General features: G+C 45.7%; 24 protein-coding genes. 17 read left to right on the top strand and 7 right to left on the bottom strand.

What is annotated here, in order from left to right:
- Positions 1–154 precede the first annotated feature (154 nt).
- The 15 genes from fabD to G517_RS17300 all read left to right on the top strand — a co-directional run bounded on the left by fabD (position 155) and on the right by G517_RS17300 (position 14,360).
- Positions 155–1,099 (top strand): ACP S-malonyltransferase, encoded by a 945-nt coding sequence (gene fabD, locus G517_RS0101290; RefSeq protein WP_028302887.1) that lies wholly within the window; start codon positions 155–157, stop codon positions 1,097–1,099.
- Between the two features lie 23 nt (positions 1,100–1,122).
- Positions 1,123–1,866, top strand: a complete 744-nt coding sequence (gene fabG, locus G517_RS0101285; protein WP_028302886.1) for a 3-oxoacyl-ACP reductase FabG — start codon at positions 1,123–1,125, stop codon at positions 1,864–1,866.
- Positions 1,867–1,973: 107 nt separating this feature from the next.
- On the top strand, positions 1,974–2,207 hold the full coding sequence (gene acpP / locus G517_RS0101280) for an acyl carrier protein (protein ID WP_028302885.1): 234 nt from the start codon (positions 1,974–1,976) through the stop codon (positions 2,205–2,207).
- Between the two features lie 151 nt (positions 2,208–2,358).
- A complete protein-coding gene (gene fabF, locus G517_RS0101275; protein WP_028302884.1) occupies positions 2,359–3,597 on the top strand; it encodes a beta-ketoacyl-ACP synthase II in 1,239 nt (412 codons plus the stop codon).
- A gap of 106 nt (positions 3,598–3,703) precedes the next feature.
- Positions 3,704–4,624: an aminodeoxychorismate lyase gene (gene pabC / locus G517_RS17305; RefSeq protein WP_084632010.1), complete on the top strand. Its 921-nt coding sequence runs from the start codon at positions 3,704–3,706 to the stop codon at positions 4,622–4,624.
- Between the two features lie 103 nt (positions 4,625–4,727).
- Positions 4,728–5,786 (top strand): endolytic transglycosylase MltG, encoded by a 1,059-nt coding sequence (mltG, locus tag G517_RS0101265; RefSeq protein ID WP_028302883.1) that lies wholly within the window; start codon positions 4,728–4,730, stop codon positions 5,784–5,786.
- Positions 5,787–5,808: 22 nt separating this feature from the next.
- Complete coding sequence (gene tmk, locus G517_RS0101260; protein WP_028302882.1) at positions 5,809–6,450, top strand: dTMP kinase; 642 nt, start codon at positions 5,809–5,811, stop codon at positions 6,448–6,450.
- A 25-nt stretch (positions 6,451–6,475) separates the two neighbouring features.
- Positions 6,476–7,486 carry a DNA polymerase III subunit delta' gene (locus G517_RS0101255; protein ID WP_028302881.1) on the top strand — a complete coding sequence of 337 codons (1,011 nt, stop codon included), beginning with the start codon at positions 6,476–6,478 and terminating at the stop codon, positions 7,484–7,486.
- A gap of 49 nt (positions 7,487–7,535) precedes the next feature.
- Positions 7,536–7,925, top strand: coding sequence for a PilZ domain-containing protein (locus G517_RS0101250; RefSeq protein WP_425413764.1), 390 nt, complete (start codon positions 7,536–7,538; stop codon positions 7,923–7,925).
- A gap of 39 nt (positions 7,926–7,964) precedes the next feature.
- On the top strand, positions 7,965–8,771 hold the full coding sequence (locus G517_RS0101245; protein WP_028302879.1) for a TatD family hydrolase: 807 nt from the start codon (positions 7,965–7,967) through the stop codon (positions 8,769–8,771).
- Positions 8,772–8,977: 206 nt separating this feature from the next.
- A complete protein-coding gene (locus G517_RS0101240) occupies positions 8,978–9,265 on the top strand; it encodes a hypothetical protein (protein WP_028302878.1) in 288 nt (95 codons plus the stop codon).
- 209 nt (positions 9,266–9,474) lie between these two features.
- Positions 9,475–10,128: a TetR/AcrR family transcriptional regulator gene (locus tag G517_RS0101235; RefSeq protein ID WP_245543160.1), complete on the top strand. Its 654-nt coding sequence runs from the start codon at positions 9,475–9,477 to the stop codon at positions 10,126–10,128.
- Between the two features lie 636 nt (positions 10,129–10,764).
- Positions 10,765–11,112 (top strand): histone-like nucleoid-structuring protein, MvaT/MvaU family, encoded by a 348-nt coding sequence (locus tag G517_RS0101230; protein ID WP_028302876.1) that lies wholly within the window; start codon positions 10,765–10,767, stop codon positions 11,110–11,112.
- 276 nt (positions 11,113–11,388) lie between these two features.
- The gene (locus G517_RS0101225; RefSeq protein ID WP_084632008.1) at positions 11,389–11,946 is read left to right on the top strand and encodes a DUF1285 domain-containing protein; all 558 of its coding nucleotides are present in this window, start codon (positions 11,389–11,391) and stop codon (positions 11,944–11,946) included.
- Positions 11,947–12,050: 104 nt separating this feature from the next.
- The gene (locus tag G517_RS17300) at positions 12,051–14,360 is read left to right on the top strand and encodes an ATP-dependent helicase (RefSeq protein ID WP_051205823.1); all 2,310 of its coding nucleotides are present in this window, start codon (positions 12,051–12,053) and stop codon (positions 14,358–14,360) included.
- Between the two features lie 125 nt (positions 14,361–14,485).
- On the opposite strand, the gene G517_RS0101215 is transcribed toward G517_RS17300, so the two are convergent.
- Positions 14,486–16,159 carry an electron transfer flavoprotein-ubiquinone oxidoreductase gene (locus tag G517_RS0101215; RefSeq protein ID WP_245543159.1) on the bottom strand — a complete coding sequence of 558 codons (1,674 nt, stop codon included), beginning with the start codon at positions 16,157–16,159 and terminating at the stop codon, positions 14,486–14,488.
- A gap of 520 nt (positions 16,160–16,679) precedes the next feature.
- On the opposite strand from G517_RS0101215, the gene G517_RS0101210 reads away from it, so the two are divergent.
- Complete coding sequence (locus G517_RS0101210) at positions 16,680–17,429, top strand: electron transfer flavoprotein subunit beta/FixA family protein (RefSeq protein WP_028302873.1); 750 nt, start codon at positions 16,680–16,682, stop codon at positions 17,427–17,429.
- 2 nt (positions 17,430–17,431) lie between these two features.
- Positions 17,432–18,358 carry an electron transfer flavoprotein subunit alpha/FixB family protein gene (locus G517_RS0101205; protein ID WP_028302872.1) on the top strand — a complete coding sequence of 309 codons (927 nt, stop codon included), beginning with the start codon at positions 17,432–17,434 and terminating at the stop codon, positions 18,356–18,358.
- Between the two features lie 178 nt (positions 18,359–18,536).
- On the opposite strand, the gene xthA is transcribed toward G517_RS0101205, so the two are convergent.
- The 6 genes from xthA to G517_RS0101170 form a co-directional block, all read right to left on the bottom strand.
- Positions 18,537–19,352 carry an exodeoxyribonuclease III gene (gene xthA, locus G517_RS0101195; RefSeq protein WP_028302871.1) on the bottom strand — a complete coding sequence of 272 codons (816 nt, stop codon included), beginning with the start codon at positions 19,350–19,352 and terminating at the stop codon, positions 18,537–18,539.
- An 86-nt stretch (positions 19,353–19,438) separates the two neighbouring features.
- Positions 19,439–19,645, bottom strand: coding sequence for a hypothetical protein (locus G517_RS17295; protein ID WP_036589988.1), 207 nt, complete (start codon positions 19,643–19,645; stop codon positions 19,439–19,441).
- A 175-nt stretch (positions 19,646–19,820) separates the two neighbouring features.
- On the bottom strand, positions 19,821–20,993 hold the full coding sequence (locus G517_RS17290) for a DUF1513 domain-containing protein (RefSeq protein ID WP_051205821.1): 1,173 nt from the start codon (positions 20,991–20,993) through the stop codon (positions 19,821–19,823).
- A 1-nt stretch (position 20,994) separates the two neighbouring features.
- Positions 20,995–22,185 carry an imelysin family protein gene (locus tag G517_RS0101180; RefSeq protein ID WP_028302870.1) on the bottom strand — a complete coding sequence of 397 codons (1,191 nt, stop codon included), beginning with the start codon at positions 22,183–22,185 and terminating at the stop codon, positions 20,995–20,997.
- Entirely contained in the window at positions 22,186–23,658 is a 1,473-nt protein-coding gene (locus G517_RS0101175; protein ID WP_211224206.1) for a di-heme oxidoreductase family protein, read from the bottom strand.
- Between the two features lie 75 nt (positions 23,659–23,733).
- Positions 23,734–25,011, bottom strand: coding sequence for an imelysin family protein (locus G517_RS0101170; protein ID WP_028302868.1), 1,278 nt, complete (start codon positions 25,009–25,011; stop codon positions 23,734–23,736).
- Positions 25,012–25,173 lie beyond the last annotated feature (162 nt).

Genomic DNA, 25,173 nt, shown 5'->3' with positions numbered 1-25,173 from the left:
GCGCGCTATTCTAGCCTATGTCGTCGGATAAAGACTTAGACCTATTCTAACGGGATAGGTCTAATGGGATAGATTAAGACGCAAAGAATCATCGGGTTTTCGGTTGTATGGTTAACGGAAAACGCATTAATAATAACAGTGTAAAGGGTTTGCTATGACACAGTCCTTGGCTTTTGTTTTTCCTGGACAGGGTTCGCAAGCAGTAGGCATGCTGAGTGAACTGGCCGATCGTTATGCGGTAGTTCGCACGACATTTGAAGAAGCCTCACAGATTTTAGGCTACGATCTCTGGCAGTTGGCTCAAGAAGGCCCTGCGGAGACGCTGAATCAAACAGACAAAACACAACCGGCGATTTTAACCGCAAGTGTTGCTATTTGGCGTGTGTGGCAAGAATTAGAAGGCCCAAGGCCTGCCATGGTTTCTGGTCATAGTCTCGGTGAGTACAGTGCTTTAGTTTGTGCCGGTGCAATGAATTTTTCCGATGCAATTAACTTGGTTAAGCTGCGTGGAGAGTTTATGCAGGATGCTGTGCCTGAAGGTACAGGTGCTATGACCGCTATTCTTAGCTTGTCCGATGACAAAGTAGAAGAAGCCTGCTTATTGGCAGCAGAAGGCGACGTTGTTGCTCCTGTTAACTATAATTGCCCAGGTCAAGTCGTTATTGCCGGTAGCAAAGCGGCGGTAGAACGTGCAGGTGTTAAGTGTCAAGAACTGGGCGCAAAGCGAGTTGTACCTTTGCCTGTTAGTGTACCGTCTCATTGTGCGCTGATGAAGCCTGCGGCAGATCGCTTAGCTATAGAGTTAGAAAAAATTGTTATTGAAGAGCCTCGCATTCCTGTTGTCCAGAATGTAAATGGTCTACCAACAAGCGATGTTGATACCATCCGTGCCAATCTATTAGCGCAGCTGTATAGCCCTGTACGCTGGGTCTCCTGTGTTGAGTATATGATTGCTCAAGGTGTTGATACGACCGTTGAATGTGGCCCAGGAAAGGTTCTTGCCGGTCTTAATAAGAAAATTCAGCGTAGTCTAAAAGTGCTTGCAGTTAATGATCCTGAATCATTAACGTCGACGATTGAGTTGGTTAAAGGCGCCTAAGTTTTACTCTTATGGAGAATCAGATGAGTATTGAAGGAAAAGTAGCCCTAGTCACAGGTGCTAGCCGTGGTATCGGTCGAGCAACGGCTTACGCGTTGGGAAAAATGGGTGCCATTGTTGTTGGTACTGCCACTTCTGAGTCCGGCGCAGAAAATATTTCTCAAGGCCTTGCTGAAGAAGGCTATAAAGGCAAAGGTTATGTGCTAAATGTAACCTCTCAAGATTCTGTTGATTCTGTTGTTAAAGCGATTACAGAAGAATTCGGTGCTCCTTTGATCGTTATCAACAACGCAGGTATCACAAAAGATAACCTGCTAATGAGAATGAAAGAAGATGAGTGGGATTCTGTTATAGATACCAATCTCAAGTCTGTTTACCGTGTTTCTAAAGCAACGATACGTGGTATGACTAAGGCGCGTTGGGGTCGTATTGTGAATATCAGCTCTGTAGTGGCAACCATGGGTAACATGGGACAAAGCAACTACGCGGCTGCTAAAGCAGGGCTGGAAGGCTTTACCCGTGCAATGGCACGTGAAGTAGCTTCTCGTAATATTACAGTGAATGCTGTGGCTCCGGGCTTTATTGCTACGGATATGACCCATGCATTACCTGAAGAGCAACATAATATGTTGCTGACACAAATTCCTCTGGCCCGTTTGGGTCAACCAGAAGAGATTGCTAACGCTGTCGCTTTCCTGGCGAGTGAAGGTGCGAGTTACATCTCAGGTGAAACTCTGCAAGTTAATGGCGGCATGAACATGCGCTAAAGCGGGTTGTTGATTGGTTGCTATTGCGCCATTCCGTAACCCTCTATAAAATACCGGTCAGCTTTTATTGCAGTTCGGAATTTGTCCCACAGGAGATATTTTAAGTTATGAGCACTATCGAAGAGCGTGTAAAAAAGATCGTAAGTGAGCAACTAGGTGTTAAAGACGAAGAGATTACCAATGCATCTTCTTTCGTTGATGATCTAGGTGCAGACTCTCTTGACACTGTTGAGCTAGTAATGGCTCTAGAAGAAGAGTTTGAAACTGAGATCCCTGATGAAGAAGCTGAGAAGATTACTACCGTTCAGGAAGCAATCGACTACGTAGTTTCTCACCAGTAAGATTCGGTGAGTATTCAGTCTTAGACTGACTACAAAGAAGCCGCTTTCTGCGTAGCAGAGGCGGCTTTTCTTTTATTGCCGTTGCAAGATCTATCTGACAAGGTCTATGTCAAAGCCACGGTAGTTTTTTAGCGTATTTGGAGGAAGCACAATGCCTCGCAGAAGGGTCGTTGTTACTGGCCTGGGCTTAATCACGCCCCTCGGTAATAGTGTAAAAGACAGCTGGGACGGTATTCTGGCTGGTAAAAGCGGTATCGCAGCAATCGAACACTTTGATACAACGGGTTTCACCACCCAGTTTGGTGGTTCGGTTAAAGGCTTTGATATCTCCGAATACATGTCCGCGAAAGATGCTCGCAAAATGGACACTTTTATTCAGTACGGCATGGCGGCAGCTATTCAAGCTGTGGGCGATTCTGGGCTGGAGTGTACCGAAGAGAATGCCTCTCGTATCGGTGTTGCTATTGGTTCAGGTATCGGTGGTTTACCGATGATTGAAGCCAATCACAATAATTTACTGGCAAAAGGGCCGCGTAAAATTTCGCCGTTCTTTGTGCCGGGCAGTATTATCAATATGATCTCTGGCAACTTGGCGATTCGCTTTGGTTTCCAAGGGCCTAATATTGCTATTACAACGGCCTGCACCACAGGTACACATAATATTGGCTATTCAGCCCGTACTATCGCCTATGGTGATGCAGATGTGATGGTTGCTGGTGGTGCAGAGATGGCGACAACGCCATTGGGCCTTGGTGGCTTTGCTGCAGCTCGAGCACTATCAACACGTAATGATGATCCACAAACGGCCAGTCGCCCTTGGGATCGTGATCGTGATGGTTTTGTTCTGTCTGATGGTGCCGGTGTACTGGTACTTGAAGAGTACGAACATGCTAAAGCCCGTGGCGCGACGATTTATGCAGAGCTGACAGGCTTTGGCATGAGTGACGACGCTTACCACATGACATCACCACCGGAAGATGGTCGTGGCGCAGCGGCTTCCATGGCGAATACCATAAAAGATGCGGGCCTAAATCCTGATCAATTGGATTATATCAACGCCCATGGTACGTCTACCTCGGCGGGTGATGTTGCAGAAAGTCGTGCGGTTGAGCGGGTAATGGGTGATGCCGCTAAAAATGTTGCGGTCAGTTCAACTAAGTCGATGATCGGCCATCTACTCGGTGCTGCTGGCGCAGTAGAGGCGGTATTCTCTGTGTTGGCTATTCGTGACCAGGTTGCTCCTCCAACGATCAATCTAGAAAATCCAGCGGAAGGCTGTGTGCTGGACTATGTGCCGCATACGGCTCGTGATATGAAAATCGATCACGCGCTATCTAACTCCTTCGGCTTTGGCGGAACTAACGGCTCTCTGCTGTTCTCCCGTGTATAAAAGACGTTAAGTTAAAAGGGAGCTTAAGGCTCCCTTTTCTTTATCTGGTTTTTTCTGAATTATGACGTGATCTTTTACCCAGCCTTCCTATTTTGAAATAACCTCTATGACATTCCATACACTAATAAATGGTCGTACTGAAAACGGTATTACGGTGAAAGACCGGGGCCTAGCCTATGGTGATGGTCTCTTTGAAACATTCCGTGTTCTTCAAGGGCAATCGTGGTTGTTTGATCGTCACTGGCAGCGACTCTCTCGTTCTGCTGGACGTTTAGGTATACCTCTTCCGTTTAGCCGTGATCAGCTTCAGCGTTATATAACGAAGGTCGTTTCAGGACAGAACGGTATTGCTAAGCTAATCTTAACCCGTGGCGAAGGTGGGCGTGGTTATCGATCTCTCGATCTGATGAGCAGCTCTTGGGTATTGCAAGGCATGGCTTTACCTTTGGCAGAGATCGATCATTATCAAACAGGTGTTGATGTTCGCTGTTGTCATTTACGTCTCGCAGAGCAGCCCTTTCTTGCAGGAATGAAACACCTTAATCGCCTTGAGCAAGTAATGGCGCGAGCAGAGTGGCAGGATGAGGTTTTTGAAGGGTTAATGTTTAGCCGAAACGCTCATCTAATAGAAGCGACTATGGCGAATATTTTTTTAGTGAAAGACGGGCAATTGTTAACGCCTAAGCTTGATTTATGCGGCGTTCAAGGTGTTATGCGTGATGCTATTATTGATTCTTTAGACGGCCTTTCCTCTGATTGTTTTGTTGCGTCTACTTCTATGCCGTTAAGCTCTTCGAAAGATAGAGCGTCTAAAATTTGCTGCCATGTTATTGATTTGACCGAGAATGACCTTATCGCCGCAGAGGCTGTCTTTATCTGTAACAGTGTTCGGGGGGTGATACCGGTTAAATCTTTTCGGCAGGATTCTGGTGAGCTTATTAAACAGTGGCCTTCTGCCCACGATCCTTTGGTGCAGCGATTAAGTCACTATTTTCACCCTAAATTACAATTACCCTGTAGCGAATGAAGGCGATAGTCTAAGTAGTACGCTAGTTTCTTAATGACTTAAGGGGCTCTTTTAGAAAAATATTTAAGAGCAGTGCGTAAGAATTAATTTCTAAGGAAAATCGATGAGGTTTCTAACTCGCCGTAACATCGGTGCAATTGTAGGCTTGGTTTTGATGGTTGCTGTTGGGGCCTTTGCCTACTGGAAGCAGTTATTGAGCACACCTTTATCCATAAAAGAACCCATGATTTATGAGGTTCGTCAGGGTATGGGAGCGAATCAAGTGGTTGCCCAACTCCAAGAGTCCGGTGTGCTGGCTAAAGTATGGCCTTTAAAAATCTGGTTAAAATTGAATCCAGACAAAGCTGCAGTGAAGGCAGGAGAATATCAAATCCCTATAGGTGTTAATGCCTGTGAGCTAATGGCGCTTTTAGTTTCCGGCAATACGGTGCACTATCAGGTTACTTTGCCAGAAGGGTTACGTTTCTCTGAAGCGCTGGCTATATTGCAGCAACAAGATAAGCTGACGATTCAATCAGCAGAGATGAGCTATCCCGAGATTATGCAATATGTCTCTGGCCGCCCATTATCTAGGGTGCCTCATCATGAAGGGCAGTTTTTCCCAGATACCTATCAGTTTTATAAAGGCGTTAGTGATCTACAAATATTAAAGCGCGCCTATGACAAAATGCAGCGGGTTCTTGATGAGGAATGGCAGCAAGTAGACTCTGTCGCACAGCCCTATGATAATGCATATCAAGTGCTTATCATGGCATCCATTATTGAAAAAGAGACTGGCGTTGCTTATGAACGCCCGCGAATAGCGGGTGTATTTGTTCAGCGGCTACAGCAGCGGATGCGCTTACAAACAGATCCTACGGTTATCTATGGTTTGGGTGATCGTTATCAGGGCAATATTACCCGTCGACATCTGCAAGAGAAAACAGCTTATAATACCTATAGGATCAATGGGTTACCTCCTACGCCCATTGCACTTCCGGGGCGTGAGGCGATACATGCTGCCCTGCATCCATTAAAAGATGGTTCGTTGTATTTTGTCGCCCGTGGTGATGGCAGCCATGAGTTTAGCTCTACTTTAGAGGCACATAACCGAGCCGTACGCCGTTATCAGATAGATAAACGCAAAAAGAATTACCAATCCGCACCTACCACGCAAAATTGATAGATATTTAGGCTGATTATTCATGACTCGAACAGAACAAACACAGACAGGTTGCTTTATTACGCTTGAGGGGTCTGAGGGGGTTGGAAAAAGCACAAATTTAGCCTTTATTCAGCAGTGGTTAACGGAGCAAGGGCATCGATCTGTTGTGACCCGTGAACCGGGTGGTACGCCTATGGCGGAAGAAATTCGTGAGTTATTATTGGCACAACGAGAAGAGTCTGTCGGTGAAAAAACGGAGCTGTTACTCATGTTTGCTGCAAGGGCGCAGCATCTACATCAGAAAATATTACCGGCTTTGGCTCAAGGGTGTTGTGTTGTCTCTGATCGGTTTACGGATGCGACCTATGCTTATCAAGGTTATGCCCGCGGTTTAAATCTAGGCTGGATTGAGCAGTTGGAACAGCTTGTACAGGAACAACTTCGTCCTGATTTAACATTTTTGCTTGATATGCCGACAGAGATTGCTCAACAGCGGGTGACAAAGCGAGGTACCACGGATCGTTTTGAGCAAGAACAAACCCGTTTTTTTGAGACCGTTCGCCAAGGTTATTTAACACGGGCTAAACAGGAACCTGAACGCTTTGCCGTGATTAACGCCGGACAGAGTATTAATAAAGTACAGCAGGATATTGCTGGGGTTTTAGCGCGATTTTTTGTTTGATAGGGTTTGATTAACGGAAATGAACATGACGAATGTTGCTAAAGATTCACCTTTAAAGCCTTTTGCTTGGCAGGAGTCATGTTGGTCGCAGCTTATTCAGCAGCATCAGTCAGGCCGCTTACCTCATGCTCTGTTGATCGCTGGGGAAGAAGGTGTAGGGAAGCATCATCTTGCGAAAGCATTTGCAGCCTATCTATTATGTCGTACGCCTAATAATGGTGCTTGCGGCACCTGTGCAACCTGTTTACTGTTCGCCGCAGGGACTCATCCTGATTTACTAGAGATTCGACCGGAATCTGAAGGTAAGCAGATACGTATAGAGCAAATACGAAGCTTACAGCAATACGCGAACAAGACCGCGCAGCAAGGTGGGTTTCGTGTGGTTATCTTAAAGCCTGCTGATGCGATGAATATTAATGCGGCTAACGCGTTACTAAAAAACTTAGAAGAGCCGGGTGAAAATATTCTCTTCATTCTTTTGACTCACCGCTTAAGTGCTGTAATCCCGACAATTAGAAGTCGCTGCCAACAGTTTTCATTACCGATACCAAATGATGAACAATCGTTGATCTGGTTGAAAAATCATCTCTCTAGTCAAGCATCACTGCATGCTGAAAAGCTGCTGAAAATGGCACAAGGGAATCCTTTGATGGCCCAAGAGCTAGCGCTAGAATCGTTGCATAAGCAGCGAGACAAGCTAGTATCCTTGATGGAAGGGCTAACCCGTGGTAGCGATCCTGTTGAGCTAGCCCCTAGTTTTATTGAAGGGGAAATACGCTGGACGTTACGCTGGATGCAGCAGTGGCTAACGGACTGGTGTCGTTGGAGTATTACTGAGGATGAAGCATCAATATCATTTCCTGATATGTTGCCTCTGTATCGGCAATGGCAGCACACCGCAACACTTAATCATGCGCAAGCGCTATTTAGGGATGTTGGGCGTTTACGCACACAACTAGCATCAGGTGCAAACCCTAATGCTCAGCTTGCAATGGAGGCTTTGTTGATCCGCTGGGCCGATAAAATGCTGGTATGACTGTATGTTTCAATAGCCGTATCTGCATATTGAAAAAGGTATAATCGTTATGGCGCAAGACTCTTTACAAGACTCTTCAATGGATACAACCGGCGACGATAAGGCTGCAGTAAAGCGATCGGTTGTGGTGAATTTGCTTAACAAGGATGAACTTTATGAAGCCTATATGCCTTTTTTACACAACGGCGGACTCTTTTTACCCACTCGCGGTAATTTCCGTTTAGGACAGACATTACACTTGCTACTTAACCTAGCCTCTGAACCAGAGAAGATACCGGTTACTGCTCATGTGGTATGGGTGACTCCCCAAGATGCCCATGGTCGAAGAATGGCTGGTATTGGTGTTCAATTTACGGACAAGCAAGGTTCTCTTCGCGATAAAATAGAGGCTAGCCTTGCCGGTCGCCTAAACTCCCAAAGCCCTACGCATACCTTATAGCGTTTTACCCATGACTTACTCAAAAGACACAGGATTTTTATGTACCTTATTGACTCCCATTGCCATCTGGATCGTTTAGATTTAACTGCTTATCAGGGTGATCTTTCTCTGGCGTTAAATGCTGCCCATGATCGAGGTGTCAGCCACTTTTTGGCCGTTAGTGTTACGCTTGACGATGTTGCTGAATTAAAAGATATGGCGCGTCAGTATCCAACGGTATTTGCTTCTGCCGGAGTACACCCTTTGCAAGATCTGGCCCATGAACCAACGGTTGAGGAGCTGGTTAAAGAGGCCGAGGATGAACTGATTGTGGCCGTTGGTGAAACCGGACTGGATTATCATTATGCGCCAGAAAGCAAAGCGCTTCAGAGAGAGCGCTTTAAGCGGCATTTAATTGCTGCGCAAAAAGTTGATAAGCCTGTGATTATCCATACCCGTGAAGCGAAAGAAGACACTCTTGAAATGCTAGAGCAATATGGCCCTGACGCAAAAGGCGTGCTGCACTGCTTTACGGAGGACTTGGATATGGCTCGGCGCGGTGTTGCCTTAGGCTATTATATCTCGATTTCTGGCATTGTGACGTTCCGCAATGCAGATCAAGTCCGAGAAGTGGCTAAGGCTGTTCCATTAGACGCTTTGCTTGTTGAAACCGATTCGCCTTATTTAGCACCAATGCCTCATCGTGGCAAAAAATGCGAGCCTCAGTATGTTCGTGATGTCGCGGAGTTTATCGCAGAGCAGCGGGGTATCTCATACGAAGAGCTTGCGATGCAGACAACCGCTAACTTCTTCCGTTTATTTAAAGGTGCTAAGCCGAAAATAACAGCGGATGACCTAGACGTGTAGATAAAATGCTGCTTTTTTGCTCTGTCAGAAGGATGCTGTCAGAGACCGTGACAGAAGAGTGCGATAGAAGAGTGTGACAGGCATCAAGTTATAGGGCTCTTTGTATACGAATTCATCAAAGCGTCATATTGCCCAAACCGAACAAGACTATACTGAATGTATGACATAACAATGACTATAAAATAAATAAACATGGAGTAATCGACATGAAAACATATCAAGTCGAACAGTTTGATATCATTGCTCGTCCTGCATTCAACCGTGTGTTGTTACCGAAATTAGGTCCAGATTTTAATTTAGATACAGCCCGTGTTTTCTTTGATCAACATGGCTGCCTAACTATTCGTGATAATGACAGGGAATTGGTTTTTTCAGATATTAGCGAACAGAGCTTACGTTGTGTTAAAGATGCTGGCGGTGTTTTTGTCATGAATCCTGAGTTGAATGTGCATCCTAAATTAGCTCATATTCCATTAAGCGTAATGCCTCATTAGCATATAAAAAAACAATATCATTTGAGATAACCCTCAATAGCTGGAAATTCAGCTTTGGGGGTTATTTTATTACAGCGTGACTAAAAAAAAACAATCTGGTCAAATTGGCCTTATAATGTTACTGTGTGCAGCGCAGCATCCGTCGGTGTGAACTGTATTCAGGTGACATCGGTAATTCAATATGTGCATTTTTTTAGGCAGTAGATGGTATGACGTTATCAGCAGTGGAAAAACAAGCCCGTAAAGTGCAAGAGTTTCGTCAACGAGAAACCAATATTTTAGCAGCAGCGTTAGAGCTGTTTCTGGAGCATGGGGAAGATCGCGTCACTGTAGAGATGATTGCTGATCATGTGGGTATTGGTAAGGGCACCATTTATAAGCATTTTCGCAGTAAATCTGAAATTTATTTGCGGTTAATGCTCGATTACGAAAAAGATCTCGCAGATCTATTCCAATCCCCTAAAATTTCAGCAGATAAAGAAGCGCTTTCTCGGGCATATTTTGAGTTTCGCATGCAGGACCCAGGCAAATATCTGCTCTTTTCCCGTTTAGAGGAAAAGCTGATTAAAGCATCTGGTGAGTCTGATATTTTAGGCGAATTACATAACTTTAGAGCTCGTAACTTAGAAAGCTTAACGGATCTGATTACCGACCGTATCGATGAAAATAAATTAGAAGATGTTCCTTCGTACTTTCATTATTGCGCCCATTGGGCTTTAGTTCATGGCGCTGCGGCACTGTATCAATCTCGATTTTTCCAAGAAGTGATTCAAGATAAAGATGAATTCTTTACCTTCTTGATGGAAATTGGTGTACGCATGGGCAATCGTGGTCAACGGGGACGCAATCGAGAAGAGCCTTAGTTCTTTCCTTTTACTTTGGGATCTTGCCTACAGGCCTCTTTGAGGCCTGTTTTCTGTTTTAAATCGCTTTTCCTTTGATGATATTTTCTTACCAATCTAATAAAACGTAATCTAATAGAGTGCGTTTTCAATATCTTCTTGATACTTCTACATCTCTTTGTTAATCCAAAATACGGCTGGTGCCGGGAACATTTCTTATGTTTTATTGTCTTTTGTTTGCTTTTGACACGGGCTTCTCTGCGATTCTCTGCCTTGTTCAGTAAGAGGTGTTCAGTAAGAAATTTATGCTTGGTGGTTTATATCTTATACGTATGGAAGTGTTTATGATCTGTTTTGTAAGAGGCTGTATGTATTTAGAGCTGGATAATAGAAAATTAAATAGGCTTTGGATCTGATTAATAAATAGCGGTATTCATATGTTGTTTTATGTTTTCTTGTAATTCTATTGTACTGATATTAATATAAGCTGGATTAAGGCTTTTCTTCAGGTGTTTTAAAGGATTTTAAAAACAGTCTATGCGGCCATGATGATACGTGGCCTGAATGACATTATTGCGAGATTGATGCATAAATTGCCTGAGGCAAGAAGAATACCCATTACCCCACACACTCCTGTATTTTAAGAAGAGATTGCAAATGTCTATTATTAACAAGTACCGTGAAAAAGAACGTTTGATGCGCCAGCTACAAGAAGAATTGCTGGCTATGGAAGAGAAACAAGAGCTTAAGCAAGAGATTGAGTTTAAAAATGCTATTGAAGAAGTTCTTGCTAAGTTTGACAAGTCAGAGACAGAACTTCTTGCTTTGTTTAATGCTAATGTTAGCAGTGACGGCAGTAAGCCTCGCCGTAAACGTACACCGACAGAGTATAAAAACCCGACCACAGGTGAAGTGATCGAGGTTCGTGGTGGTCGTCAGAAGAATTACCAAGACTGGATTAAGCAGTATGGTAAAGAAACTGTACAAGGTTGGAAGGTTTCTTAAGAGTCGTCTTAATAGATGACTGATGATTAGAAATGCGTGTATTTGTATTTCAAATAACTTTTCACATCATTCATGCTGAATTGAGATGATAGGTTAGTAAAAAGCAGCTTCGGCTGCTTTTTTAGGTTTAGTCCTGCTATTTAGCTATGTTATTTTGGCATATTACTTAGCACATTTTGTTTAGTGCTATAAGAAACATCTCCGCTCCTGAAAGGACAAACGCAGTAATTATCTATCTATTGGGTTAAAATGATATCTCGTATTAGGAGATAGAGAATGTTATCCGGTAGTTTTTCACCTGCACAGCTATCACAGCATATCGAAAAAAACCAAGGTGAGTCTGGCTTGCCTCCCGTTGATCAATGGAACCCTGATTTTTGTGGTGATATTGATATGCGTATTACTCGCGATGGCCAGTGGTTTTATAACGGTTCGCCTATTGGCCGAGTGGCTTTAGTTCGCATGTTCTCGACAATTTTAAAACGCGAAGAAGACCGTTATTATCTGGTTACACCGGTTGAGAAAGTAGGTATTCAAGTTGATGATGTGCCTTTTATCATCACTCAGCAGCTTGATTCTGTTGATGGTACGTTACGCTTTGTGACCAATGTTGGTGATGAAGTGCTGCTTGATCGTGAGCACCCTCTTGTCGTAGAGGAATCTGAGGCGGGTGAGCCAAAGCCCTACTTACATGTGCGCTCGGGCTTAACTGGGCGGCTGCATCGTAACCTATTTTACCAGCTTGTCGAGGCGGCAGAGCCTTTTGAGCATGGTGGTAAAACCTATTTAGGCCTTTTCAGTGATGGTCGTTACTGGGCTCTAGGAGCCTTGTAAAATCTCGGTTGAATTATGTTTTTTGATTTGTCTGAATGTATTTAAACTGAGAAGTGGCTTTGTATGGCCTGTTTTATTTCCTTATCATTGCTTTGAGAATACGTGTGTCTTTGCCAAAACCTCCAACGTTAAGCAATACTTTTTCTGCTCCCTTACATCTTACTGAGCAGCAACAAAGTGTTGTTCATCACAGTAATGATCATGCCCGAGTGATGGCCGTAGCAGGGGCTGGTAAAACAACAACCCTTGTCCATCGCGTGCTTTTTTTACTATCGCAAGGATTTGAACCTAGGCGTGTCTTAGTGTTGATGTATAACCGTTCTGCACGGGAAGACTTTTCAGCTAAGCTTGAGCGTGAATACCTGCGCCAACAGGTACATTATCCACGACCTGATATTCGTACGTTCCACTCTATTGGTCATAAGCTCTGCGAGAGTCTTGTTCGTTGGGGGGTGCTCAGTTCTCGTCAGCTTGTCCGTGATGGCTGGCCCTATGAGAAGCTAGTACGTCAAGGGATCACTCAGGCCTTACCCGATAGGGATCAAGCGACTCGGCGTAAGGCTTTGGATAAAGACCACCTTGAAGCTTTTATCCAGTTTGTTGAGCGAGTTAAGGCCGATCTTGAATCCCCCAAAGAACAGTTTCGGTTGTTGGGTTTACCCGAAGAGCAACGCTATTTTATTGAGGCTTTTGATCAACTAGAGCAGGTTTTAGCGCAACAAAACCTAATGACTTTTTCTGACCTACTCTATCGTCCAGCTATGGCGGTTTTGTCTCACCCTGAGCTTGAAGGGCGGATCAGTAATCATCTTGATCACGTTATTGTGGATGAGTATCAGGATATCAATAGTATTCAGCAGTTCTTGCTGAGTATTTTGGCCGGTAAGCGAGCCAAGGTTATGGCCGTTGGTGATGTTGATCAATGTATCTATGAGTGGCGTGGTGCGCGGCCTGAGTTTATGCTGCGAGATTTTTCACGGCAATTCCAACCTTCCACCAGCTACCCATTATCTTATTCTTTCCGCTATGGCGTAACCTTGGCGTTAGCGGCGAATCATCTTATCGGCCGAAATAAAAATCGTGAGGCAGGACTTTGCTTAGCCACCGTCGATCATAAGGATACTCAGGTTGAATTATTGACAGAGCTACATCAGTTAGCGCCTAGTATTCAGCCTGTGATTGCTCAGGTTGGGGCTGATAACCTTGCTATATTAGTGCGTAGCTGGGCATTAAGCATGCCTATTCAGTTGGTTTTTCTTCAGCAGCAGATTCCTTTTCGCCTACACCAGCAGGGACATTTTGTCTTTAATCAGCCTTTGGTCGGACAGTTTTTGGCTTACTTGGAGCTGGCTTCAGGTGGGGCTAATACAGATGTTGAGGCGACTGCTTTAGGGCAGATGTTGAGCTTTCCACCTCTATTTTTGAGTCAGGTTGAACAGCAAGCCATTCAGGCTCAGGTTCAGCATTATGGTTTGAACCCTGATGATATTATTGCAGGGCTTAACCTTAAGCCTTTTACTGCTAAACGGCTAAAAAAGCGCCTGCAGCTTTTACTGAGTCTACAACGACAATCGGCAGAACAACCCGTTGGCCCTTTGGCGGTGAAAATTCTTCAGGATACGGATGCCTATGACCTGATTGATAAAGCTGCGGCTACTAAAGATCAAGCCCAAGAACGTAAGCAAACACTGCAAGCACTAGTCAATTATATGCGCCAACAGCCGATGAGCGTTCGTCAAATGCTGGCCCATATCGAGCAGCAGAAGCAATCTGGCGCGAGTCAAAGTGATAATGAGGCGGTTGTAATCACTACGGTGCACGGTGCCAAAGGGCTTGAGTGGCCTCATGTTGTTCTAGCCGGATTAACGGAAGGTAGTTTCCCGTGCTATCAAAATACAACGGACTTCGATGAAAAAACAGAAGAAAGCGAGCGACGACTGTTCTATGTCGCGATAACTCGGGCTAAGGAACGGCTTTGGTTATTAACAGATCATGGCTTATCCGATGAGCGTAAGAAGCGGGCCAGTCGTTTTGTGGCTGAGATGTGCCTTGATGATTGTAAGAAGGTTGCTCGTATCATTAAAGTGCCACAGGATATTGCCCCAGCTCTTCAAGTACAGAATGTTGGTCTTATTAAAGGCTATCTTAATGCTGCTGGTTTTGATGATGTAGATATTAGCTCAAAGCCTCAGGTGCGTTCTCAAGGCAAATCGACAACTTATAAAGCTCGGCAGACAGGGCGAACGGAATCAATCTATCGCGTTGGTGATAAAGTGGAGCATCAGATTTTTGGCCGAGGAACTTTGACTCATATTGAGTCTGGGGCACAGACGCGTATTACCGTGGATTTTGAGCAAGAAGGTAAAAAAGTATTAATCGCCGAGCGAGCACCGATTCAGCGTATCGCTTTTTAAGTTTTGCTGGAAACTTACTTAGGTTCACAGAAGCAGGTGCACGGAAGCAAAGAAACCTGCACAGCCTGTTATCCATAGCACTTGTCATGCTACAGATAGCGGGCTGTGGGCTATTCGTCGAGCGTCTACATATTAGGGTAGTTCGGGCCGCCCGCACCTTCAGGCGTTACCCAAGTGATATTTTGGGATGGGTCTTTAATATCACAGGTTTTGCAGTGGACGCAGTTCTGTGAATTAATTTGGAAACGATCCTCACCGGTTTGATCATCTTTCACCACTTCATAAACCCCCGCTGGGCAGAAGCGTTGAGCCGGTTCAGCCCATTTTGGTAGATTGACCCGCAACGGTATAGTTTCATCCGCCAGTTTAAGGTGACACGGCTGATCTTCTTCGTGGTTGGTGTTCGATAGGAACACAGAGGACAGCTTGTCGAAACTCAGAACACCATCTGGTTTTGGATAGTTAATCGGCTGGAAGTCTGCCGCAGGTTTCAGCATGGCGTAATCTTCATGGGTGTCATGGAGTGTTACTGGAATACTGAAAATATTCTGGTCGATAAAGTTGAAGGCACCACCCATCATCGGGCCAAACTTATGCATTGCTGGGCCAAAATTACGGGTTGCGTACAACTCTTTAAACGCCCAAGACTGCTCCCAAGCGGTGGTATAGGCCGTTAGATCTTGACCGCCTTCATCGCCACCTTTGATCGCTTCAAAAATGCTTTCTGCGGCAATCATGCCGGATTTCATGGCCGTGTGGGTACCCTTGATCTTAGAGAAGTTCAGGGTGCCTGCATCACAACCGATTACAATGCCGCCGGGAAAGGTCATTTTAGGCAGACAGTTATAGCCGCCTTTAGTAATCGCTCTGGCACCATAAGATACACGCTTGCCACCTTCAAGATACTGTTTCAGCTCTGGGTGGTGCTTCATGCGTTGGAATTCATCAAACGGGCTGAGAAGCGGATTGTCGTAGTTTAAGTCGGTGATTAGACCAACAACAACTTGGTTATCTTCTGCGTGATACAGGAAGAAACCACCGTTTGCGCCATTTTCAGTCAAAGGCCAACCAGAACCGTGGACAACAAGGCCTGGTTGATGTTTGGCGGGATCAATATCCCATAGCTCTTTAATACCGATGCCGTAATGCTGAGGGTCTTTGCCTTCATCCAGTTTGAACTGGCTGATGAGCTGCTTGCCTAGATGTCCACGGCTACCTTCAGAGACGATTGTATATTTAGCGCGCAGCTCCATGCCGGGCATATACATGCCTGGTTTTTCACTGCCATCTTCTGCCACACCCATGTCGCCGGTGATAACCCCTTTCACAACACCGTCTTCAATCAGCAGTTCAGCGGCGGCAAAACCAGGGAAAACTTCAACGCCTAGTTCTTCTGCTTGCGTGGCTAGCCAGCGGCAGACATTACCTAGAGAGGCAACGTAGTTACCGTCATTGTGCATATTTTTTGGCACAATCGCATTCGGGAAAGTATTGCTACCGACGGCATCTTTCAGCATAACGACCTGATCTTTGGTCACTGCCGTTAAAAGTGGCGCGCCTTTTTCTTTCCAGTCAGGGATAAGCTCATTTAAAGCCGTAGGCTCAATAACCGCACCAGACAGGATGTGAGCACCAACCTCAGAACCTTTTTCAACGACACAAACCGTTAATTCTTGACTCGCCTCATTCGCTTGTTGCATTAAACGAATAGCAGCTGAAAGGCCTGCTGGGCCTGCGCCAATGATTACGACGTCGAACTCCATCGCTTCTCTTTCCACGATACACTCCTCAAACAGCATATTGCGACTTTCGGGTTCTGTATATTGCCTTATTGCATCTTAAGTTTAATGAACAGGCTAGAACCGTAGGGCGCATGTAATTATTTTATGGTTTCATTTAAAACGGACGTTTGCTTCTGGTCAACCCTTATTTTAGTACAAGTCACGTATTACGCTGAATATGAAAGGTTGAGTAAAACTCGAATAAACATCAGAAGATTCAGACCAAGTGTTTAATGCGGCGCAGCAAGTATAACGGTAAAATTGTGACCAGTCAGTTTAGAAAGGGATTTGACCTAAACGTAAAAAATAGTCATTATGAGATTGCGAGCGCAGCAAACGCTCGTTTGAAACGAATTCTGGTAATGCAGGTAGCTGGTTGGTAGCAGATATATAGAGCAGAAAATATTGCAATCTCTATGATCTGACCTGAATTACCACAAAGATGTGGTAGGTGCTTTTTTAAGCTTATTGAAACTAAGTGCCTACCAACTAAAGCTCGTCACGTTACAGTTATCGAAGAACAAAGAACGAGGAATCTATGAAGGTATTAGTTGCTGTCAAACGAGTCATTGACTACAACGTCAAAATTCGTGTTAAAGCGGACAACTCTGACGTTGATCTGACCAATGTGAAAATGGCGATGAATCCGTTCTGCGAAATCGCAGTGGAAGAAGCGGTTCGTCTGAAAGAGAAAGGTGTTGCAACTGAGATTGTTGTGGTATCTGTAGGGCCTAAAGAAGCACAAGAGCAGTTGCGTACTGCCCTAGCGCTGGGCGCTGATCGTGCAATTCTAGTAGAGACTGCTGAAAAAGTAGATTCTCTGGGTGTTGCCAAGATTCTATCGAAACTGGTTGAAGAAGAGCAGCCAGGTCTGGTTGTTCTAGGCAAGCAGTCCATCGACTCTGACAACAACCAAACCGGTCAAATGTTAGGTGCATTGACGGGTATGCCTCAAGGCACATTTGCCTCTGAAGTGGCCGTTGATGGCGAAACAGTTAATGTCACCCGTGAGATTGATGGCGGTCTGCAAACCGTGGCATTGAACTTGCCTGCTATCGTGACCACAGACTTGCGTCTGAACGAGCCACGTTATGCCTCTCTACCAAACATCATGAAAGCTAAACGTAAACCTCTGGATGTTAAAACTCCAGCTGATTTAGGTGTTGATATTGCTTCTAAAGTGAAAACTCTGAAAGTTGAGCCACCAGCAGAACGTAGTGCGGGCATCAAGGTGGGCAGCGTAGATGAGCTGGTAGAAAAACTGAAAAACGAAGCGAAGGTGATCTGATCATGAGTATCTTAGTCCTAGCTGACCATAATAATGCTGCTTTGTTTGGCGCAACGGCAAACACTGTTACTGCTGCACAGCAAATTGGTGGTGATATTACTGTTCTGGTTGCCGGTAGCAACTGTGGTACAGCGGCAGAAGAAGCTGCAAAACTGAATGGTGTATCCAAAGTTGTTGTCGCTGACAACGTTGCTTATGAGCACCTGCTGGCTGAAAACGTATCTCTGCTGGTTGCTGACCTTGGTAAAGATTTTACGCATATTCTTGCACCAGCAACGTCTAACGGCAAAAATATTATGCCGCGTGTTGCAGCGCTACTGGATGTGGCTCAGATCTCTGACATCATCACAGTAGAGTCTGCTGATACCTTTAAGCGTCCTATCTACGCAGGTAACGCGATTGCAACGGTTCAGTCTGATGATGCGATCAAAGTAATCACTGTTCGTGGCACAGGCTTTGATGCTGTTGCTGCTGATGGTTCTGCGGCGATTGAAGCGCTGGATAATACCCAGAATGCTGAGAAATCTGCTTTTGTTAGCGCAGAGCTTGCTAAGTCGGATCGTCCTGAATTAACGGCCGCTAAAGTCGTTATCTCCGGTGGTCGCGGTATGGGCAATGGTGAGAACTTTGAACTGTTGAACAAAGTTGCTGATAAGCTGGGTGCTGCTGTTGGTGCATCCCGTGCAGCGGTTGATGCGGGCTTTGTTCCTAACGATATGCAGGTTGGTCAAACAGGTAAGATTGTAGCGCCTGATCTGTATATTGCGGTTGGTATCTCTGGTGCGATCCAGCACTTGGCTGGCATGAAAGATTCAAAAGTGATCGTTGCCATCAATAAAGATGAAGAAGCGCCGATCTTCCAGGTAGCTGATTACGGTCTAGTTGCTGATCTGTTCAGCGCACTGCCTGAGCTAGAAGGTAAGCTGTAAGTTCTTATTCTGGTGATAAACTAGATTGGGCTTTAGTTTCCAAATAGCTGAAAAGCGTTCAATCGCAGGCTGTTCTTCATCTTTGCGGACAGCCAGAACGTAAAAATGCCTCACAGGTCTTACCTGTGGGGCATTTTTTATTCTAACGGGTTGATCTGTTTAGAGCATAAAGATGCTGTTAGAGCGTAAACTCGCCCCAAACAGGACAGTGATCCGATGGTTTTTCCATTGCGCGGATATCGTAATCAATGCCCGTTGCGTTACATTTCGCCATTAGGTTTTCTGTCACCAGTAAGGTGTCGATACGAAGGCCGCGCTTAGGCTCATCATTAAACCCTTTGCTGCGATAATCAAACCAACTAAAGGTGTTGTTTTCTTCGGGGTTTTGTACCCGATAACTATCGACTAATCCCCAGCTAAGCAAGCGATTAAACCATTCCCGCTCTTCCGGCTGAAAGCTGGTTTTACCCGTACGCAGCCAGCGTTTGGCGTTTTGTTCGCCAATACCGATATCAAGGTCGGTGGAGGAAATATTAAAATCCCCCATCACAACGATCTGTTGATCATTGCTGTATTGGCCTTCCAGCATGTTTTGCAAGTCTGCATAAAACTTACGTTTAGCGGGATATTTTATTTCATGGCTAATATTTTCACCTTGCGGGAAGTAACCGTTCATGACGGTCACGATAGAGCCGTCGGCAGCTTCATAATCGGCTGTGATCATACGGCGTTGAGCATCGTCTTTATCACTGGGAAAGCCTTTCTGTACAGACAACGGCTTCTTCTTGGACATCAACGCAACACCGTAATGGCTTTTCTGGCCGAAAAACTCAACATGGTAGCCTGTGGCTTCAATATCGGCTAAAGGAAAGGCATCGTCATGTACCTTAATCTCTTGAAGGCCGATAACATCCGGTTGTAGCTGGTCGATCACTGCCTGAATTTGATGCAAGCGCGCTCTTAGGCCGTTGATATTGAAGCTGACGATTTTCACCGTGGGTATCCTATGCTTAAGTTTAAAATTGAAAAATAAGCGGCTGCTGAGCCTTTTTCGCTTAGTTCCTTACTTAGCTTCTTTGCTTAGCTTTCTGCTTTTTTTACACCGGTTCGAGCCAGTTTTTTAGCCGCTTGCTCTTTGCGTTGCTTTGCTTTTTTCTTTTGAGTTGCTGTTTTTGGGCTGCTGCCTGTCAATGCTTGCTCTTCACGCCACTTTTTAAAATCTTCTTTTTTACCGGTGCGAATATTGGCTTTGCCTTTCAGCGAGCGGGTTTTCTTTGCGCGGGTCATATTGGGCTCACTTGATATTTTATGGGTTACTGGATGTGATAGAGAGATGTTTTTAGGGCAACAGTATAGAGGTATAGGTCAGGTTATTCACTAGTAAAACACGGAGAGTAATAACCGGAGGTCGGGCATGGCCGTCTAGCTGTAGGAATCCCCGCCCTTTAGGACGGGGAGGATGTCAAGAGACTGTCCACGTTAAATGATTATCCCAGTGGATACCGGCAAAGTGCTGCTGCCAATGTTTTTCCCCTGACTGGGCATTAAACGCAGCCAAATCGCCAGAGCCGCTACTCACATAAAATAACGGTAGACTGGGGTGGGCGCAAACTCCCGCACAATCTGCCAAGGTTTGCTGGGCAATAAGCTGCCCTGTAGAACGCCGCCAAAAGGTAATAAGATTATCTCTTGGGGCGGTAATGCAAACCGTATCGTGATTTGGGTGACAGCTAACGCTGGCGATATAGCCTTTTAGCTGCGGCCATAAGGTATCGTCCGCTTTCACCGCTGTTAAGCTGTTTTCCCCTAGGCGATGGCTGTATACCAAGTTGGGGCTTTCAAATATTTCCCCTTGGTATTGCGCCCCAGTCCAGACCTGACCGTCTGATGAGATATCCAGATGGCGTAATGACAGTTGATGGTGGGGTGGCTCAACCTGATCCAACAGCTGGCCGTTACTGTCCAGATAGCTGATATTAGGCTGCATGGTTTCAGGGTTGAGCTTGATACGAGGATAATCAGGGTGGGTTTCAATCCCGCCATTAGCAACAACCATCACAGGGTGCTTTTCCTCTCCCTGTTGCGGTAAGAAGGCAATTTGGTGAGGGCCAACGCCTTGGCTGTCCCATTCTGAGACCTTCTTAAAGTGGTTTTGTACATCGTATTTGCCGATAACACCGCGTACATTTTCGTAGTCATTCTCTGGTGCATAAAACCAGCGATTATCCGGTGTAAAAAGGCCGTGACCATAAAAATGCCGCTCATCATCGGCATCCACAAAATAATGACTACCGGCTTTGAGGTCTTCTATTAACAGTTGCGTATCTGGCCTACGGGCGACAGAGACTAAAAAACGACCATTAGAGGAGGCAACGGCTTGATGCCCGCGCCAGCCGCTGGTTTGTGTTTTTGGCTCAGAGCCTGTAAAGCGGAGTAACTGATAGCCATTGGCATCATTTTTTATGCTGCTGGCAAGGTGCAGTCCTTCGTTTTTAGCGGCTTGCGGTGGGACGACTAAAGCTTGCGTTGCCCACGCCGGTGCCATAGTTCCCATCAGTAAGCTAGAGCCTAAACCTTGCAACAAGCGTCGCCGATCGATATTTGGTGCATGGCTATTACGGTGAGACGACTTCATGCTAGTCACCATCAGCAGAATTAAAGCGCTGGGTTAGATTGAAATGTGGGAGCGGCTTTCTTAGTGCTTGCTCTAATTGCTTGATATTCTGGTGTAACTGGTTAGCAAGAGTTTTGCCTTCTTGTGATAGGTAAGCACTTGAGCCGAGAACAACCAGTTGGTTAAGTGTCTGCTGACTATTATCGAGCTGCGCCACAATCGCATCGGCCTCTTCAGCGAAGCCTAGGTGACGCAAGAGCTGGTCTGGGCCATTTACCGTAACGGTTTTTTTCTCTGAAGGTTGAGAGACCGTTAAGCCTAGATAATAGTGGCTGATTTGATCAAAATTGGTGACTAAATTCTGTAGGCTTTGATTGCTGCGCCAGTTTTCGGCCAGATAAGGGTTAGGTAAGGCTTTTTCGTCGTTAAGGCGAAAAGGCTTGTAGATCTTATTTTTAGCGATGGACTCTAAGGTCTCCGCTAAGCTAGATAGCAAATAACCTGTCGCTTGAGTGGTGCTGGCAAAGGTTTCGTTACCAAGGGCCGCATCATGCCAATCCACTAAAAAGTCACTTTTTTTCCAGCGTGTTAAAAGGGCGTTGGCGTTCTCTTCACTTTGATGTGTGATTTGAGTCAGCAAGTGGCAGGTGGCGGATGGTGTGGATGTTTTAAGGTGCTTAGGATCAAACAAGAGATATTCACTGGCGGTTAAGCCTTGAAGGGCAATACCTCCTTGTTTTAACTCGGCTGACTCCCCTTGTTGCAGTAAACCTCGGGCCTTACGTTCTACGAGGTTTTTCTTATCAGGCCAAAAGCTGATGTTGAGGCGCACCGTAACATCGTTATTTGGCCCTAGAGGAAATACCTGCAAACGCTGCCATTGCTCTGTCGTGTCTAACCATTTTTTTTGCAATGATGGTAACGCGGGCCATTGGCTTAATGGCTCATGATTAGCCCGAGCCTCGGCATGACATGCTGCGGTGGTTAGTGTATTTAAGGCTTTACTGTCTTGAATTAAGGCCTTCATCTCTTGAAGTTGCACCTGCTCTACTGAGCGGGTATACGCATCGTAATTAAATGATGGTTTAGCTTGCGGTGTGCTGCCCTGATTCGCCTGTAGCGCTGAGCTGTAGCCTAAACTAACCCCTAGGCAGGTTGCTGCCAGAGTCGATAGGCGCAGGAATGGTTTACGTAATATAAAACGGTGAAACATTTAGAGTGACTCCAGAAACTGAATCAGTTGTTGGCGCTGGTCTGATGGAAGATTCATAAAATGGCTACGCGCTGTGGCGGCTTCACCATCGTGCCATAATATCGCTTCTTCTAGTGTTCTTGCACGGCCATCATGCAGATAATTTTCTTGCCCTGTAACTACTTTATTTAAACTAACACCCCATAGCGGTGCTGTACGCCATTCTTGGCCATTGGCTAGATATTCTGGGCGATTATCCGCCAAACCTGGGCCCATGTCGTGCAGTAGCAGGTCGGTAAAGGGGCGAATAGCTTGGTTGGATAGCTCTGGACGGTCGGCGGCACGGCCTGTTTTCCAGTTCTCAATATGGCATTGGTTACAGCCTGATTGATTAAACAGCTGATAGCCCGCTTTGACCTCTGGTGAGCGATGGTTGCGCTGAACCGGTACGGCTAAGTGACGGGTGTAAAAGGTTACATGGTTAAGGGTTTTTTCAGAGACTTCTGGCGTGCCACCGGAGGCACTTTCTGAGCAGGGCTGAGCACTACGACAGTCCGTTTGGGTATGCAGGGATGTTGTTAACCCCATGTCACCAGCAAAAGCGCCAGAGTTTTGCTGTTTTAGACTGGGCTGTCCTGCTTTCCAGCCAAAACGACCCAAAGTCGTTGCTTGTTGTTCAATGTTCCAGACGTAATTGGGTTTACCGGAGATGCCATCCTGGTTGTTATCATCTGGGTCTGCTTGGGCCAGAATATCGGCTTCTGGAATCATCTCTAACAAACCAAGGCCGATCATTACTGGGGCGATACGCGGCGAGGTTTGTAAGCCTTCAACGGGTGCGCCATAAGCGGCATTGATCATTTTGTAATGAGGTACGCGAAGCTCTGCTTGAGAGCCGTCGGGGTAGGTCATGGTTCTGTCGGTGTATTTAAGCTGCATCTCACCTTCTGGTGTGATGCGGGTGGTCGCTAGGTTCTGTAGTTGGTCGCCATAAACGGGATCAGGCAGAGGGCCAAACTTTGCTTGTTGCTGATGTTCCGCTTCGGTTTTTGCAGGACGACTGATACGTAAGAATAGACTAACAGCGGGATTGGTTAGGGCTGCACGTTCTGGGTTGTAATCCGGTACATGGCCACGGCCATCTTTTAAGTGGCAATTTTGACAGGCATTTGTGTTCATCAACGGCCCTAAGCCGTCTCGTGCAATGGTGCTTGATGGAGCCATCACCCAAGGCGCTTTGAAAAAACTATTACCCACTTTGAAATCAAGCTGGCGTAACGGTGATAAGTTAGCCGCAGGTCTTGAGTAAGCATTGCGATCACTTTGAATAACGCTGGTTTTACCACCTAGCCTAGGGTTTGGGTCGGCGTATAAAGGGTTGCTCAGTGTTAGTGCTGCGCTTGCCAAGAGCGTTGCCATAACGAAAGATTTTTTTAAGGTTTTTGTCTGAGCTGTGCCTGCTTGTGACAGGTCTGATTTCTTGATCTGCATCATCTTTTTCCGGTCTCTATAACGCAAAAACGACCCCTAAGGGCCGTTAATGCTGGGTTTCTAGCCCTAAATCATAAATTAAAACTCATGGTCAGCTGTGTCAGGGTTAAGTGCATCAACTTTAAGTGTTGCTGCCACTTGCTCGATATATCGAGTTTGCTCTACCAGCGTACCTATTGAGCGTGTTAGTAGATCCACGCCTTGTTTGTTGCCTGGGGCGATCAGCATATCGAATTTGATCTGCTGTGGGCCTTCTGCTAAATCAACCAGCTCTTGTAGGGTTTTATCTGTCGTGGCAAATTGCTGGCGCACATTGCTGTCCAGCGTTGCATTTTTTGCTTTGACAAGATCACTTAAGCTTGTGCCGTTGACTTTAGAACCATCAATTCGCGTGTACTCACCCAGGTAGATGTTCTGAATGCCTTTAGCATCGTAATAGTGAGAGTAATGCGTATTATCAGAGAAGCAGTCATGCTCATCTTCTGTTGAGTTGGCTTCCATGGATACTTTAATGCGCTCCCCAGCAAGCTCACCCAAAGAAAGGCTGCCCATACCGTAGAGCATTTTACGCAATCCCTGCTCCGCTGATTCCGCCAGAAGAGTTGCGCGATAGTTATCTGATTGGCCTGCAGCCCACTGGTTACGCATCCAGTCTAGATCGGCAACAAGTAGGTCTGCGGCTGCTTTTAGGTACATGCCACGACGATCACAGTTGCCGCCAGTGCAATCACCGCCTTGAACGTAATCCGTGTAAGGGCGTTCACCTGCACCAGAACGGGTGCCGTTTAGATCTTGGCCCCAAAGTAGAAACTCAATGGCATGGTAGCCTGTTGCAACATTTGCCTCTGAACCACCCAGCTCATTAATATTGGCCAGTTTCTCTGGGGTGATTTCAGCAAAGCTAACGGTTTCAGAACCCACTTGAACCTTGCTGTTGGCAATAATATTCAGCTCTGCACCTGGGTTACCCAGTTCATGCTGATAATAACTGCCATCAACATAGTCGATGAGGCCTTCATCCAGCGGCCAAGCATTGAGTTGACCTTCCCAGTCATCAACAATGGCGTTGCCGAAACGGAAAACTTCACTTTGCTGGTAAGGTGCGCGGGCTATTTTCCACTGAGATTTAAGCTGTTCAAGACCCTCAGCACTAGGATTCGCTAGGAAAAGATCAACTGACTTTTGCAGTTCAAGCGCTGTAATGTAAGCATCATCAAAGGTTGCGTAGGCGATATCGGTATAGGTTTTGACAACCTTTTGCTCAGCCGTTGTGTTGTCTTGGGCGCTAGGCATTAAGCTGCAGCCAGAGATACCGGCGGCGAGGGCGATAGCCAGTGTCAGAGTTCTTTTTTTCATGTGAGATCCTATAGCTTGTGAGAAATAACTATAACTTGTAAGAAATAAGTTTGAGTTGCTCTTATTAGAATATAAATGAGAAGGATTATCAATAGCTTTGTTATTAAAGTAAGCTATTAAAACACCGGAAACATGTCCCCATGATTTAGTAATAGGGTGCAT

This window comes from Oceanospirillum maris DSM 6286 (assembly GCF_000422865.1).
GTDB lineage: Bacteria > Pseudomonadota > Gammaproteobacteria > Pseudomonadales > Halomonadaceae > Oceanospirillum > Oceanospirillum maris.
The sequence above is the reverse complement of the archived record's forward strand: the minus strand, read 5'-3'. Positions and strand labels throughout refer to the sequence as shown.

Bases quoted from the DNA above. Each gene is read 5' to 3' on its own strand.
- fabD (WP_028302887.1), top strand. From the start codon at position 155: ATGACACAGTCCTTGGCTTTTGTTTTTCCTGGACAGGGTTCGCAAGCA.
- fabG (WP_028302886.1), top strand. From the start codon at position 1,123: ATGAGTATTGAAGGAAAAGTAGCCCTAGTCACAGGTGCTAGCCGTGGT.
- acpP (WP_028302885.1), top strand. From the start codon at position 1,974: ATGAGCACTATCGAAGAGCGTGTAAAAAAGATCGTAAGTGAGCAACTA.
- fabF (WP_028302884.1), top strand. From the start codon at position 2,359: ATGCCTCGCAGAAGGGTCGTTGTTACTGGCCTGGGCTTAATCACGCCC.
- pabC (WP_084632010.1), top strand. From the start codon at position 3,704: ATGACATTCCATACACTAATAAATGGTCGTACTGAAAACGGTATTACG.
- mltG (WP_028302883.1), top strand. From the start codon at position 4,728: ATGAGGTTTCTAACTCGCCGTAACATCGGTGCAATTGTAGGCTTGGTT.
- tmk (WP_028302882.1), top strand. From the start codon at position 5,809: ATGACTCGAACAGAACAAACACAGACAGGTTGCTTTATTACGCTTGAG.
- G517_RS0101255 (WP_028302881.1), top strand. From the start codon at position 6,476: ATGACGAATGTTGCTAAAGATTCACCTTTAAAGCCTTTTGCTTGGCAG.
- G517_RS0101250 (WP_425413764.1), top strand. From the start codon at position 7,536: ATGGCGCAAGACTCTTTACAAGACTCTTCAATGGATACAACCGGCGAC.
- G517_RS0101245 (WP_028302879.1), top strand. From the start codon at position 7,965: ATGTACCTTATTGACTCCCATTGCCATCTGGATCGTTTAGATTTAACT.
- G517_RS0101240 (WP_028302878.1), top strand. From the start codon at position 8,978: ATGAAAACATATCAAGTCGAACAGTTTGATATCATTGCTCGTCCTGCA.
- G517_RS0101235 (WP_245543160.1), top strand. From the start codon at position 9,475: ATGACGTTATCAGCAGTGGAAAAACAAGCCCGTAAAGTGCAAGAGTTT.
- G517_RS0101230 (WP_028302876.1), top strand. From the start codon at position 10,765: ATGTCTATTATTAACAAGTACCGTGAAAAAGAACGTTTGATGCGCCAG.
- G517_RS0101225 (WP_084632008.1), top strand. From the start codon at position 11,389: ATGTTATCCGGTAGTTTTTCACCTGCACAGCTATCACAGCATATCGAA.
- G517_RS0101215 (WP_245543159.1), bottom strand. From the start codon at position 16,159: ATGCTGTTTGAGGAGTGTATCGTGGAAAGAGAAGCGATGGAGTTCGAC.
- G517_RS0101210 (WP_028302873.1), top strand. From the start codon at position 16,680: ATGAAGGTATTAGTTGCTGTCAAACGAGTCATTGACTACAACGTCAAA.
- G517_RS0101205 (WP_028302872.1), top strand. From the start codon at position 17,432: ATGAGTATCTTAGTCCTAGCTGACCATAATAATGCTGCTTTGTTTGGC.
- G517_RS17295 (WP_036589988.1), bottom strand. From the start codon at position 19,645: ATGACCCGCGCAAAGAAAACCCGCTCGCTGAAAGGCAAAGCCAATATT.
- G517_RS17290 (WP_051205821.1), bottom strand. From the start codon at position 20,993: ATGAAGTCGTCTCACCGTAATAGCCATGCACCAAATATCGATCGGCGA.
- G517_RS0101180 (WP_028302870.1), bottom strand. From the start codon at position 22,185: ATGTTTCACCGTTTTATATTACGTAAACCATTCCTGCGCCTATCGACT.
- G517_RS0101175 (WP_211224206.1), bottom strand. From the start codon at position 23,658: ATGATGCAGATCAAGAAATCAGACCTGTCACAAGCAGGCACAGCTCAG.
- G517_RS0101170 (WP_028302868.1), bottom strand. From the start codon at position 25,011: ATGAAAAAAAGAACTCTGACACTGGCTATCGCCCTCGCCGCCGGTATC.